The organism is Streptomyces sp. NBC_01275, assembly GCF_026340655.1.
GTDB lineage: Bacteria > Actinomycetota > Actinomycetes > Streptomycetales > Streptomycetaceae > Streptomyces.
On the sequence record NZ_JAPEOZ010000001.1, the window covers coordinates 3,664,414 to 3,676,519 of the forward strand.

Consider the following 12,106-nt stretch of genomic DNA (forward strand, 5'->3'; position numbering starts at 1 on the left):
CCGGGTTCGGGCCCGTCTCCCACCCTCAAGATCCGGCACGGCGCGTAGCGCTCCGGTTGCGATTTTGACGGGTTCCTTATATCGGCTCCATCGTGTACAACAGGTCTACACCACTGAGTGGTGTAGACCACCACCCGATGGAGGAAGTCTATGAGCACCGCCACCGCGCCTACGGCGGCCCCCGCGAAGAAGTGGGGATCCGGCCTGTTCCAGGGTCTGCAGAAGGTCGGCCGCAGCCTTCAGCTGCCCATCGCCGTGCTGCCTGCGGCGGGCCTGCTGCTCCGCTTCGGCCAGCAGGACGTCCACGACAAGCTGAACCTGCCCGACAAGGTCACGGCGGTGTTCGCCACGGCCGGCGGCGCGATCTTCGACAACCTGCCCCTGCTCTTCTGTATCGGCGTCGCGATCGGCTTCGCCAAGAAGTCGGACGGCTCCACCGCGCTGGCCGCCCTGGTCGGCTTCCTGGTCTACAGCAACGTGCTCAAGGCGTTCCCGGTCACCGAGGCGAAGGTCCAGACGGGCGCGGACCTCGCGGCGACCTACAACAACCCCGGTGTCCTCGGCGGCATCGTGATGGGTCTGCTGAGCGCCGTGATCTGGCAGCGCTTCCACCGCACCCGGCTGGTCGACTGGCTCGGCTTCTTCAACGGCCGCCGGCTCGTGCCGATCATCATGGCGTTCGTCGGCACGCTCATGGGCGTCTTCTTCGGCCTGATCTGGGAGCCGATCGGCGAGGGCATCTCGAACTTCGGCGAGTGGATCACCGGTCTCGGCGCGTTCGGCGCTGCTCTGTTCGGTCTCATCAACCGCGCGCTGATCCCGGTCGGCATGCACCAGTTCGTGAACACCGTCTCCTGGTTCCAGATAGGCGACTTCACCAACTCGGCCGGCGACGTCGTCCACGGCGACCTCAACCGCTTCTTCGCGGGCGACCCGACCGCCGGTCAGTTCATGTCCGGCTTCTTCCCCATCATGATGTTCGGCCTCCCGGCCGCCGCCCTGGCCATCGCGCACTCCGCCCGCCCCGAGCGCCGCAAGGCCGTCCTGGGCATGATGATCTCGCTCGCCCTGACCTCCTTCGTCACCGGCGTCACCGAGCCCATCGAGTTCTCGTTCATGTTCATCGCCCCGGTGCTCTACGCGATCCACGCGGTGCTGACCGCCCTGTCCATGGCGATCACCTGGGCCCTCGGCGTGCACGCCGGATTCACCTTCTCCGCGGGCTTCATCGACTACGCGCTGAACTGGAACCTGGCCACCAAGCCCTGGCTGATCATCCCCATCGGCCTGGTCTTCGCCGCGATCTACTACACCGTCTTCCGCTTCGCCATCGCCAAGTTCGACCTCCCCACCCCGGGCCGCGAGCCCGAGGAGGAGCTCGAGGACCTCACGAAGGCATAGCCCACACCGCGCCCGGTCACACCCCGAGCACGAGGAAGGCCCCCGGAAACCCCGGGGGCCTTTCCTGTGCCGTACGCCTGAACCTCGTACGGCCTGCATCTCGTGCGGTCCGGCCGCAGCCGTCGTGCGGTCTAGATCTCGTACGTCGCTCTCGGCGCCGCCAGTTCCACCGGGCCGTCGAACGCCGTGCGGGCGTCGGCCAGGTTGACCTGGGGGTCGGTCCACGGGGGGATGTGGGTCAGCACGAGCTTGCGTGCGCCCGCCCTGGCCGCCGCCTCGCCCGCCTCGCGGCCGTTGAGGTGGAGGTCGGGGATGTTCTCCTTGCCGTGCGTGAAGGCGGCCTCGCACAGGAACAGGTCGGTGTCGCGAGCGAGTTCCTCCAGCACGGGGCTGACGCCGGTGTCGCCGGAGTAGGTGAGCGATCTGCCGCCGTGCTCGACGCGGATGCCGTACGCCTCGACGGGGTGGGCCACGCGCTCGGTGTGCACCGTGAACGGGCCGATGTCGAAGGTGGAGGGCTTGACGGTGTGGAAGTCGAAGACCTCGCTCATGGAGGAGGCCGACGGGGTGTCGGCGTAGGCCGTGGTGAGGCGGTGTTCCGTGCCCTCGGGGCCGTAGACCGGGATCGGGTCGCAGCGGCCGCCGTCGTGCCGGTAGTAGCGCGCCACGAAGTACGCGCACATGTCGATGCAGTGGTCGGCGTGCAGATGGCTCAGGAAGATCGCGTCGAGGTCGTAGAGACCGCAGTGGCGCTGCAGCTCGCCCAGGGCGCCGTTGCCCATGTCGAGCAGCAGCCGGAAGCCGTCGGCCTCGACGAGGTAGCTCGAGCAGGCCGATTCCGCGGACGGGAACGACCCCGAGCAGCCGACGACGGTGAGCTTCATGGAACAGAAACCTCCGCTGGCGGGAAAGCGAGAAATACCGGGAAGGGATCCGGAGGGGACCCGGAGAGGATCGTGGAACGAAAGATCGTGAAACGGGCGGCAGGGGTCGTGCGGTCCGTCGAGCGTAAGGCGCAAAACCTCGGGTCGCTCCTCCACCAGGGGCTGTTGTGGGCGAACTCACCTGTGGTGTCACCGGTTCGGCTGGACCGGGGGCGTGTGAGGTGTGCGAGAGGTCGCGCGGGGGCGGGCGCGCGCCGGTAACGTCGTCCGCATGGACACGTCCTGGTGGCTCGCGCTCGCCGCGGTGGTACTGCTCGCGGCCGTCGCCACGCTCGTCGACGGCTGGGGCCGGGGCCGCCGGCCGACCGGGCGCAGGACGCGCCCGCCCGGACGCCCGCCGGGCCGGCCGACGCGGGGCCGCGGAGCCGCCGGGCGGCCGCAGCCCGCGGAGATCTGGTGGGCGAACGTGCCCTTCGAGGACGGGCCGGGGAAGAAGGACCGGCCCTGCCTGGTGCTCGGGGTGCGCGGCAAGCGGGTCACCGTCGCGAAGATCACCAGCAAGTACCACGACGACCGGGCCGGAGTGATCCCGCTGCCGCCGGGCGCGGTCGGGGACGCGCAGGGTCGGCCGAGCTTCCTGGAGACGGACGAGCTGCGCCAGATCCCGGTGGGCGACTTCCGGCGCCGGGTGGGCGTGGTGGACCCGGCCCTGTGGGACCAGGTCCGCCATCTCGCGCGCTGAGCGACCTCTCCCGCACGCCTACGACACCATGACCGTCACGCTCCACTCCCGGATGCCCTTGCAGGAGACCTGACCGGGTCCGGTGGCGACGGCGCACAGCGGGCGGGAGGCGGTGAGGCGGACCGTGCCGGCCTTGGCCGCTTCGTAGGCGGCGAGGGCGTCGCCCGGCTGGACGGCGATGCCCGCATTGGCGGCCTTCAGGGCGTCCGCGTCGCCGGCGGCGGCGACGGTCGACCAGGGCCGCTGTGCGGTGCCGTCCAGCGTCAGCCGGAGCTGCCCGCCCACCCGCAGACAAACGGTACGGCCGTCGTCGGCGGCGGTGACGGTGGACTCGGCCGACGTCTGCGCGCAGTCCTCGCCGGTGGCCGTCGTGACCGTCGTCGGGGCCGGGCCGGCCGCGTCGCCGCCGTCCTTCTCCGTGCCGCAGCCCACGAGGAGCAGCGCCGACGCCGTGAGGGCTGCGACGGCGGTCGTACGGCGGAACGTCTGGAACGTCGTCCGGTGGATCGTCGTACGGCGCATGAGGTCGCCGCCTTCCTTCGGTACGGGGAGGGGGAGGTGTCGTCCTGCCTCCGGCTGTCACCGTTGTGACGTTTCTCCGGCGCATCCGGCTCCCTCGCCCCTCCCCTTCCCCCATGTCCCCCTTACGGGTGGGTCAGCTGGTCGTCACCGCCGTGTCGTCGAGGACGAAGCTGGTCTGGAGCGAGGAGTCCTCGGCCCCGCTGAACTTCAGGGTGACCGTGGACCCGGCGAAGGAGGACAGGTCGAAGGTCTTCTGGGTGTAGCCGGTGGCGGCGTTGAGGTTCGAGTACGTCGCCAGGGTGGTCGATCCGGCGGTGACCGTCAGCTTGTCGTACTGGCTGCTGGTGGTCGTCTCGGCGGTGTCGACGTGCAGGTAGAAGGTGAAGCTGGCCTTGCAGCCGGACGGGATCGTCACCGACTGGGAGAGCGTGTCGGTGTGCGTCGAGCCGTAGCCGTCCAGCCAGGCCTTGTACGAGCCGGCGTGCGCGGCCTCGCTGGTGGAGTTGGTGATGACGCCGGAGCTGGCGGTCCAGGTGGTGCTGCCCGACTCGAAGCCGGGGTTGCCGAGCAGCTGCGCCGAGGTGCAGGCGCCGCCGCCGCTGGAGCTGACGGTCCAGGTGAAGGAGGCGGAGCCGGAGGCGCCGGTGCTGTCGGCGGCGGAGACGGTGACGCTGTAGGTGCCCGCGGTGGACGCCGTACCGGAGATGAGGCCGGTGGAGCTGCTGATCGACAGGCCGGTCGGCAGGCCGGAGGCGCTGTAGGAGAGGGTCGCGCCCGCGCTGTCACTGGCGGCGATCTGGAGGCTGACCGAGCCGCCGGTGGCGGTGGACTGGCTGCCGGGGTTGGTGACGGTCACCGTGTTGCCGGTGGAGGCGCCGGAGGCGAAGGCGGTGGTGCCGTTGGGGGTGCCCCAGCCGGTCGGGCCGTCGTAGCCGGTGGCCGCGGTGCAGAAGTACGAGGTCGAGCAGGAGCCGTTGTTGCCGCTGGTGACGTCGTACAGGTTCGAGGTGTGGGAGTAGGGGTACTTCGCCGGGTAGTCGCTGGAGCCGGGGGCGCCGGCCAGGGCGTAGACGCCGGCGATGATCGGCGCGGAGGCGCTGGTGCCGCCGTAGACCGCCCAGCCGGAGCCGCCGTAGGTGTCGTAGACCGCGACGCCGGTGGCGGGGTCGGCGACGGCGGAGACGTCGGCCTCCATGCGCTTGCTGCAGCCGGTGTCGGTCTGCCAGGTCGGCTTGGGGTCGTACGCGGAGCAGCCGGAGCCGGTGCCCTCGGTGCTGCTGGTCTTCCAGACGGACTCGGTCCAGCCGCGGGTGGAGGAGGACGTGGAGAGCGCGGTGCCGCCGACTGCGGTCACGTACTGGGAGGTCGCCGGGTACTCGGCGCCGTAGGCGGAGTCGCCGGAGGAGACGGTGATGGCGACGCCCGGGTGCTTGAAGTAGGAGGTGTCCTCGCTGGTCTGGGAGGACGCCTCGTCGCCGCCCCAGCTGTTGGAGACGAACTTCGCGCCCAGGGCGACGGCCTCGTTCTCGGCCGTGCCGAGGTCGGAGTCGGTCGCGGAGTTCGCCTCGACGAGGATGATGCTGCAGTTGGGGCAGACGGCGCTGACCATGTCGATGTCGAGCGCCTCCTCACCCGCCCAGCCGGTGTCGTTGGTGGGCAGCGAGGTGGTGGAGCCGGTCTGGCTGACCTGCTTGAAGCAGCCGTTGGCGACCGTGCAGGCCGACAGGCCGTAGGTCGAGCGGTAGGTGGCGAGGTCGGCGGCGGCGTTGGGGTCGTTGTAGGCGTCGACCACGGCGACCGTCAGGCCGGAGCCGCCGGTCGAGGGCAGGTTGTAGGCGCTGTGCAGGTTGGCCGGGCTGAGGCCGGAGGGCGCCGCCGCGGCGGCGGCGAGGGCCGAGGCCAGCCGCTGCTTGACGTCGGTGCGGCGCTGGGCGAAGCAGGACGCGTGGCCGGGGGTCGGGTCGCCGCACAGGTGGGTGGTGGGGACCTTCTGGCCGGCCGTGCCGGTCGGGTGGACGGTCTGCCGCGCGGGGGCGGTCAGGGCCTGGGCGTTCTGGGCGACGCGGGTGGCGTGCGAGGCGGCGGTGGCGGATGTGGCGGTGGCGGCGGACGTGACGGCGGCGGGCTGGGCTCCGGCGGGCGGGGCCGCGAGGAGTCCGGCGACGGTGAGGGTGAGCGCGGGGACGGCGACGCTCAGGAGTCTTCGCAGGCGTGACTCACGCATGGGGTACTGCCTCCATCGGGAGTGGGGACTCGCGTGGGGTGGCAGGCACGTGACGCGCGTAGCGGCGGACTGAGGCGCGGTCATGGGCATGACACTTACGACGCTGGAAACACCCTGCGCTTGCCGAGTGAGCGTGACATGTCAGGGTGCGGGCCGAACGTAGCCCCGGTGCACGAGCCCCCGGCAGTACCGGGCGGAGATCTTTGCCGCTCCATAGTCAGCGCTTAGCCCCCTCGTAGGAGGGGGTTGGGGCGTAGATGGACGGTAGTTGGTAGAGCCGACGCCGAATCCGGCGTCGGCTCTACGGCGGCTCGGACGGCGAGCGGCGGTGCTCAGGCCCAGAGCTGGCCCTGGAGGGTCTCGATGGCTTCCTCCGTCGTCGCGGCCGTGTAGACGCCGGTGGAGAGGTACTTCCAGCCGCCGTCCGCGACGACGAACACGATGTCGGCGCTCTCCCCCGCCTTCAGCGCCTTCTTCCCCACGCCGATCGCGGCGTGGAGGGCCGCGCCCGTGGAGACGCCGGCGAAGATGCCCTCCTGCTGGAGGAGTTCCCGGGTGCGGGTGACCGCGTCGGCGGAGCCGACCGAGAAGCGGGTGGTGAGGACGGAGGCGTCGTACAGCTCCGGCACGAAGCCCTCGTCGAGGTTGCGCAGGCCGTAGACCAGGTCGTCGTAGCGCGGCTCGGCGGCGACGATCCTGACGTCCGGCTTGTGCTCGCGCAGGTAGCGGCCGACGCCCATGAGGGTGCCGGTGGTGCCGAGACCCGCGACGAAGTGGGTGATGGACGGGAGGTCGGCGAGGATCTCCGGGCCGGTGGTGGCGTAGTGGGCGCCGGCGTTGTCCGGGTTGCCGTACTGGTAGAGCATCACCCAGTCGGGGTGCTCGGCGGCCAGCTCCTTGGCGACGCGTACGGCGGTGTTGGAGCCGCCCGCGGCCGGGGAGGGGATGATCTCGGCGCCCCACATGCCGAGCAGGTCCCGGCGTTCCTGCGAGGTGTTCTCGGGCATCACGCAGACCATGCGGTAGCCCTTGAGCTTGGCCGCCATGGCGAGGGAGATGCCGGTGTTGCCGGAGGTGGGTTCGAGGATGGTGCAGCCGGGAGTCAGCCGGCCGTCCTTCTCCGCCTGCTCGACCATGTGCAGGGCGGGACGGTCCTTGACCGAGCCGGTGGGGTTGCGGTCCTCGAGCTTCGCCCAGATACGGACGTCGGAGGACGGCGAGAGCCGCGGCAGGCGCACCAGAGGGGTGTTGCCCACCGCGGCCAGCGGGGAGTCGTAACGCATGGGGGTCGGAGACCGTTCCGGTCAGGCCATGCCGCCGGCCACGGCCGGCAGGATCGTCACGGTGTCGCCGTCGGTCAGCTTGGTGTCGATGCCCTCGACGAAGCGGACGTCCTCGTCGTTCAGGTAGACGTTGACGAAGCGGCGCAGCTGGCCGCCGTCCACGATGCGGGCCTGGATGCCCGAGTGGCGGGTCTCGAGGTCGGCGAAGAGGTCGGCGAGCGTCTCACCGCTGGCCTCCACCGCCTTCTGACCGTCGGTGTACTGGCGGAGGATGGTCGGGATGCGGACCTCGATGGCCATGACTCAGGGCTCCTGTCGGAAAGTGTCGGGTAGGGGCGCGCGCGGCGGTGCGGCGCCGCGGCTCACGGCCGTACGGCGGCAGGGGGACGTCAACAGATGGCGCTGTTCAGCCTGCACAGGTCGACGTGCAGCCGCGCCACGAGCAGTGTGCCCGGCGTCTTCTCGCTCACGTCGTTCAGAACCATGGGCTCATCGTATCGATTCCCGGTCCGGATTCCGGAGTGTCATCCCACATGACGGACGGAATGCGGCCGGGAGGTGAGACGTACCGCCCCTGGGGTCGATGCGGCTACGCCGAGGCCCGGCGCACCAGGCGGGTCGGGACGACCACGGAGGACGCTTCCGCCACGCCCTCGCCCTTCCGCAGGAGCAGGCGGGCCATCAGGCGGCCCATCCCCTCGACGTCCTGGTGGACGGTGGTCAGGGGCGGGTCGGTGGACTCGGCGATGGAGGCGAGGTCGTCGAAGCCGACGACGGCCACGTCCTGCGGGACCCGGCGACCGCGCTCGCGCAGCGTCTGCAGCGCGCCGGCGGCCATGAGGTCCGAGGCGACGAAGACGGCGTCCAGGTCGGGGCCGCGGTCCAGGAGCGCGGCCATGGCGTCGGCGCCGCCCTGCCGGGTGTAGTCGGCCTTCTCGACGAGGTGGGGCGCGTCCGGCAGGACGTCCCGGTAGCCGGCGAGCCGGTCGGCGGCGGAGTGCTCCTGGTCGTAGGGTCCGGCGACGGTCGCGATGCGGCGGCGGCCGAGCGAGAGAAGGTGCTGCACGGCCTGCCGGGCGCCGCCTCGGTTGTCGCCGTCGACGTAGGCGTGGCCGTGGACGGTGTCGCCGTCGCGCAGCAGGGGGCGGCCGCCGAAGACGACCGGCAGGCCGAGGCGGTCGACCATCTCGGGCAGCCGGTCGCCGGGGCGCAGCGAGAACAGCAGCGCGCCGTCGACATGGCCGCCGCCGAGGTAGTCGGCCACGCGCGGATAGTCGTCCGGCTCGTCGAGGAACAGCAGGACGGCCTGGGCGCCGTGCCGGGCCAGCTCGCGGCGGATGCCGCGCAGCAGACAGTCGAAGAAGGGGTCGAGGAAGAGCCGGTTCTCGGGCTGCGCGGCGACGACGGCGACGGCGCCGGTGCGGTGGGTGACGAGCTGGCGGGCCGCCTGGTTGGGGACGTAGCCCAGGTCGGCGATCACGCCCCGGACGCGGTCGACGACCTCCGCACGCACCTTGGCCTCGCCGTTGATCACCCGCGACACGGTGGACTTCGAGACCCCCGACCTGCGGGCGACGTCCTCCAGGGTGGGTCGTCGTGCATGCGTCCGTTGCGTCAACACCGTCTCCGTCGGGGGGAGTTGTCGGGGCGTACTGCGCTCAGTATGCCCGTCAGTACGCCTCTACGACGGTGACGTCCTCCTCTTCCACCTCGCCCTCCCGGATACGGAAGGAGCGGAACTGGAAGGGGCCGTTTCCGTCGGTGTCGGCGGTGGAGACCAGAACGTAGTGGGCGCCGGGCTCCTGGGCGAGGGAGATGTCGGTGCGGGAGGGGTGGGCCTCGGTCGCGGTGTGGGAGTGGTAGACGACCACCGGCTCCTCGTCTCGGTCGTCCATCTCGCGGTAGAGCTTGAGGAGGTCGCCGGAGTCGAACTCGTAGAACGTCTGCGACATGGCCGCGTTCAGCATGGGGATGAAGCGCTCGGGGCGGTCCGAGCCCGCGGGGCCCGCGATGACGCCGCACGCCTCGTCGGGATGGTCCTTGCGGGCGTGCGCGACGATCTTGTCGTGGAGGTCCCGGGTAATGGTCAGCATGGTCGCCAGGATAAGCAGAGAGGGTGAGCGAAGGGGCGGGCGAGGGGCGGGCGGGGGGACGAGCGAAGGGGCCGTCCCGTACCGGGGGTCGGTACGGAACGGCCCACATCGTGGACGTCCTGAGCGGCTGCCGAAGGGGGCGCCACGAGAGCTCCCTGCGGCCGGACGTCCGGGCGGTGGTCGGCGGCCAGGTGGCGGCGGACCGGGTGACGGCGGACCGGGTGACGGGCGGTCGGTCAGCCGACCTTCTCGAACTCCGCCTCCTGGCCCGGGCGGGCCGTGACCTGCGGGTTGCGGCCCTTGAGGACGAGCCAGCCGATGCCCAGGGCGAGCGCCCAGACCGCCATCACGTAGAGGCAGACGCGGGAGTCGGCGTCGTAGGCGATCAGGCCGGTGACGAAGAGGAGGAAGGCGATGGCGATGTACGAGCACACCGCGCCGCCCGGCGCCGGGAAGGAGGACGCGGGCAGGCGGCCCGCGTCGACCGCGCGGCGGTAGAGGACGTGGCTGATCAGGATCATCAGCCAGGTCCAGATGCCGGCCGCGGTGGCGACGGAGGTGACGTAGCCGAAGGCCTTCTCCGGGACGACGTAGTTCAGGATCACGCCGATGCCCATGAAGAGGACCGAGACGGTGATGCCGAGGGCCGGGGTCTTGGTGGACGACAGCTTCTTGAAGGCCGCGGGGGCCTCGCCGCTCTCCGCCAGGTTCCGCAGCATGCGGCCCGTCGAGTACATGCCGGAGTTGCAGGAGGACAGGGCCGCGGTCAGCACGACGAAGTTGACGATGGCGGCGCCCGCCGGGATGCCGATCTTCGCGAAGGCCTCGACGAAGGGGCTCACGCCCGGCGCGAACTCGGTCCACTTCACGACGCAGAGGATGACCGTGAGCGCGCCGACGTAGAAGAGGGCGATGCGCCAGGGCAGGGTGTTGATCGCCTTGGGCAGGGTCTTCTCCGGGTCCTCGGACTCGCCCGCCGTGACGCCGACCAGCTCGACCGCGAGGTAGGCGAACATGACGCCCTGCAGGGTCATCAGGGACGAGCCGACGCCCTTGGGGAAGAAGCCGTCGAAGGCCCAGAGGTTGGAGACCGCGGCCGTGTCGCCGGCGCTGCTGAAGCCGAAGGTGAGCACGCCGAGGCCGATGACGATCATGCCGATCAGGGCGGTGACCTTGACCATCGAGAACCAGAACTCCAGCTCGCCGAAGAGCTTCACGGAGATCAGGTTCACCCCGAAGAGGATCACCAGGAAGACCAGGGCGGTCACCCATCGGGGAACGGACGGGAACCAGTACTCGACGTAGATCGCGGCGGCCGTCAGCTCGGCCATGCCGGTGACCACCCACATCAGCCAGTACGTCCAGCCGGTGAAGTAGCCGAAGAACGGGCCGAGGAACTCGCGCGAGTACTCCGCGAACGAGCCCGAGACCGGTCGGTAGAGCAGCAGCTCGCCGAGGGCCCGCATGATGAAGAAGATGATCACGCCGGCCAGGGCGTACATGAAGATGAGACTGGGGCCGGCCTTGGCGATGTTCGCCCCGGCTCCCAGGAACAGGCCGACGCCGATGGCGCCGCCGATCGCGATCATCTGGACCTGACGACTGCCGAGCCCGCGCTCGTACCCCTCTTCCGGGGCCTTCTCCGTGTCGTCGTCGACCTGAGCGGAGGTCATGTGTGGTGCGCCTTTCTCCGAATCCCCCCGTGTACTGGAGCTGCCCGGCCGACGGTCCGTCGGCCATACGGCGCACCCGGCGGGACATGGGTGGCGTCCGCCGGGCGATCGTGAAGATTTATCACGGCCGCAACACTGATCACCGGCGGAACATGTGGCGCACACCACAGGAAGAAGCGGACAAAGCGCACCCGCGGTCGGCATAACCGGCCGTCGAGGTAACGCGATCGTTATCCGGATTTGAGCGTCCGCTGAGCGAACGCCAGACCGTCACGAACACCGGAACAAAGATCCACAGATCACGGCATAAGGGTCGTCACGAGGGTCTCCTGGAGGCCGCCCAACCACAGGTACGCCATCACCATCGGCTTGCGCGGGTCGTCGTCCGGCAGCCGGTAGAGAAGGTCGGTGTCGTCCTCGTCGGTGATCTCCAGCCGGGAGCCGATCGCGAGCCGCAGATCGTTGAGCGCGCGCAGCCACTCCTGCGACTCCTGCGGGGTCAGCTTGAGCACCGCCCCGCCCTCGCCGGCGGCCGCCGCGGTCAGCGCGTCCAGGGAGCGGATCACGGTCAGGGCGTTCTCGCGCTTGCCGGCCCGCAGGTCGTTCTCGGTGAAGCGGCGGAACTCCGACGAGTACGCCTTCTGCTCGTTGGCCCGCTGGGGGCCCGGGGAGCCCTCCGGGTCGGTGTAGGCGTCCGGGAAGAGCCGGCGCAGCACCGGGTCGGCGGGCGGTTCGCTCGGCCCCTCGGCGAAGAGCTCGGCGAGGGGGTCGTCGGAGGCGTCCCCACCGGGGCCGGGGCCGATCAGCTCCAGCAGCTGTACGGCCAGCGACCGGATGATGGAGATCTCGACGTCGTCGAGCGCGACGGCCGCGCCGCCGCCGGGGAGCGGTTCGAAGTGTCCGGGCATGGAGTCTTTTCGCTGGTAGGGCGGGGCGGGGCGCTACTTCCGGTCCTGCTGGAGGGTGGCCCACAGACCGTAGCCGTGCATGGCCTGCACGTCGCGTTCCATCTCCTCGCGGCTGCCGCTGGAGACGACCGCCCGGCCCTTGTGGTGGACGTCGAGCATGAGCTTGGTGGCTTTGTCCTTCGGGTAGCCGAAGTACGTCTGGAAGACGTACGTCACATAGCTCATGAGGTTGACCGGGTCGTTGTGCACGATCGTGACCCAGGGGACGTCCGGCTCGGGTACGGCGAAGACCTCCTCCGCCGACTCGGTGCGTTCGATCTCAAGGGGAGCGGGTGACGTCACATGGCCCATGCTGCCACGCATCCCGGAAATCGTC

General features: G+C 70.4%; 13 protein-coding genes. 2 read left to right on the top strand and 11 right to left on the bottom strand.

Annotated elements, in window-relative coordinates:
* Positions 1–150 precede the first annotated feature (150 nt).
* Positions 151–1,401, top strand: coding sequence for a PTS transporter subunit EIIC (locus OG562_RS16065; protein WP_266397983.1), 1,251 nt, complete (start codon positions 151–153; stop codon positions 1,399–1,401).
* 131 nt (positions 1,402–1,532) lie between these two features.
* Here OG562_RS16065 and OG562_RS16070 read toward each other — a convergent pair whose 3' ends face one another.
* A complete protein-coding gene (locus tag OG562_RS16070; RefSeq protein ID WP_266397984.1) occupies positions 1,533–2,285 on the bottom strand; it encodes an MBL fold metallo-hydrolase in 753 nt (250 codons plus the stop codon).
* A gap of 271 nt (positions 2,286–2,556) precedes the next feature.
* Between OG562_RS16070 and OG562_RS16075 the strand changes: the two genes are divergently transcribed.
* On the top strand, positions 2,557–3,027 hold the full coding sequence (locus OG562_RS16075; RefSeq protein ID WP_266397986.1) for a type II toxin-antitoxin system PemK/MazF family toxin: 471 nt from the start codon (positions 2,557–2,559) through the stop codon (positions 3,025–3,027).
* A gap of 18 nt (positions 3,028–3,045) precedes the next feature.
* Here OG562_RS16075 and OG562_RS16080 read toward each other — a convergent pair whose 3' ends face one another.
* The 10 genes from OG562_RS16080 to clpS all read right to left on the bottom strand — a co-directional run bounded on the left by OG562_RS16080 (position 3,046) and on the right by clpS (position 12,081).
* A complete protein-coding gene (locus OG562_RS16080; RefSeq protein WP_266397989.1) occupies positions 3,046–3,549 on the bottom strand; it encodes a hypothetical protein in 504 nt (167 codons plus the stop codon).
* Between the two features lie 133 nt (positions 3,550–3,682).
* Positions 3,683–5,773 carry a putative Ig domain-containing protein gene (locus OG562_RS16085; RefSeq protein WP_266397991.1) on the bottom strand — a complete coding sequence of 697 codons (2,091 nt, stop codon included), beginning with the start codon at positions 5,771–5,773 and terminating at the stop codon, positions 3,683–3,685.
* A gap of 332 nt (positions 5,774–6,105) precedes the next feature.
* Positions 6,106–7,056, bottom strand: coding sequence for a PLP-dependent cysteine synthase family protein (locus OG562_RS16090; protein ID WP_266397993.1), 951 nt, complete (start codon positions 7,054–7,056; stop codon positions 6,106–6,108).
* Between the two features lie 21 nt (positions 7,057–7,077).
* A complete protein-coding gene (locus OG562_RS16095) occupies positions 7,078–7,356 on the bottom strand; it encodes a MoaD/ThiS family protein (protein ID WP_266397996.1) in 279 nt (92 codons plus the stop codon).
* Between the two features lie 89 nt (positions 7,357–7,445).
* On the bottom strand, positions 7,446–7,541 hold the full coding sequence (locus OG562_RS46010; protein ID WP_323187518.1) for a putative leader peptide: 96 nt from the start codon (positions 7,539–7,541) through the stop codon (positions 7,446–7,448).
* Positions 7,542–7,645: 104 nt separating this feature from the next.
* Positions 7,646–8,674 (bottom strand): LacI family DNA-binding transcriptional regulator, encoded by a 1,029-nt coding sequence (locus OG562_RS16100; protein WP_266397999.1) that lies wholly within the window; start codon positions 8,672–8,674, stop codon positions 7,646–7,648.
* A gap of 52 nt (positions 8,675–8,726) precedes the next feature.
* Positions 8,727–9,149: a M67 family metallopeptidase gene (locus tag OG562_RS16105; RefSeq protein ID WP_266398001.1), complete on the bottom strand. Its 423-nt coding sequence runs from the start codon at positions 9,147–9,149 to the stop codon at positions 8,727–8,729.
* A gap of 236 nt (positions 9,150–9,385) precedes the next feature.
* On the bottom strand, positions 9,386–10,822 hold the full coding sequence (locus OG562_RS16110; RefSeq protein ID WP_266398003.1) for an amino acid permease: 1,437 nt from the start codon (positions 10,820–10,822) through the stop codon (positions 9,386–9,388).
* Between the two features lie 299 nt (positions 10,823–11,121).
* A complete protein-coding gene (locus OG562_RS16115) occupies positions 11,122–11,730 on the bottom strand; it encodes a DUF2017 domain-containing protein (RefSeq protein ID WP_266398006.1) in 609 nt (202 codons plus the stop codon).
* Between the two features lie 33 nt (positions 11,731–11,763).
* A complete protein-coding gene (gene clpS / locus OG562_RS16120; RefSeq protein ID WP_266409291.1) occupies positions 11,764–12,081 on the bottom strand; it encodes an ATP-dependent Clp protease adapter ClpS in 318 nt (105 codons plus the stop codon).
* Positions 12,082–12,106: the final 25 nt, after the last annotated feature.

Bases quoted from the DNA above. Each gene is read 5' to 3' on its own strand.
- OG562_RS16065 (WP_266397983.1), top strand. From the start codon at position 151: ATGAGCACCGCCACCGCGCCTACGGCGGCCCCCGCGAAGAAGTGGGGA.
- OG562_RS16070 (WP_266397984.1), bottom strand. From the start codon at position 2,285: ATGAAGCTCACCGTCGTCGGCTGCTCGGGGTCGTTCCCGTCCGCGGAA.
- OG562_RS16075 (WP_266397986.1), top strand. From the start codon at position 2,557: ATGGACACGTCCTGGTGGCTCGCGCTCGCCGCGGTGGTACTGCTCGCG.
- OG562_RS16080 (WP_266397989.1), bottom strand. From the start codon at position 3,549: ATGCGCCGTACGACGATCCACCGGACGACGTTCCAGACGTTCCGCCGT.
- OG562_RS16085 (WP_266397991.1), bottom strand. From the start codon at position 5,773: ATGCGTGAGTCACGCCTGCGAAGACTCCTGAGCGTCGCCGTCCCCGCG.
- OG562_RS16090 (WP_266397993.1), bottom strand. From the start codon at position 7,056: ATGCGTTACGACTCCCCGCTGGCCGCGGTGGGCAACACCCCTCTGGTG.
- OG562_RS16095 (WP_266397996.1), bottom strand. From the start codon at position 7,356: ATGGCCATCGAGGTCCGCATCCCGACCATCCTCCGCCAGTACACCGAC.
- OG562_RS46010 (WP_323187518.1), bottom strand. From the start codon at position 7,541: ATGGTTCTGAACGACGTGAGCGAGAAGACGCCGGGCACACTGCTCGTG.
- OG562_RS16105 (WP_266398001.1), bottom strand. From the start codon at position 9,149: ATGCTGACCATTACCCGGGACCTCCACGACAAGATCGTCGCGCACGCC.
- OG562_RS16110 (WP_266398003.1), bottom strand. From the start codon at position 10,822: ATGACCTCCGCTCAGGTCGACGACGACACGGAGAAGGCCCCGGAAGAG.
- OG562_RS16115 (WP_266398006.1), bottom strand. From the start codon at position 11,730: ATGCCCGGACACTTCGAACCGCTCCCCGGCGGCGGCGCGGCCGTCGCG.
- clpS (WP_266409291.1), bottom strand. From the start codon at position 12,081: ATGGGCCATGTGACGTCACCCGCTCCCCTTGAGATCGAACGCACCGAG.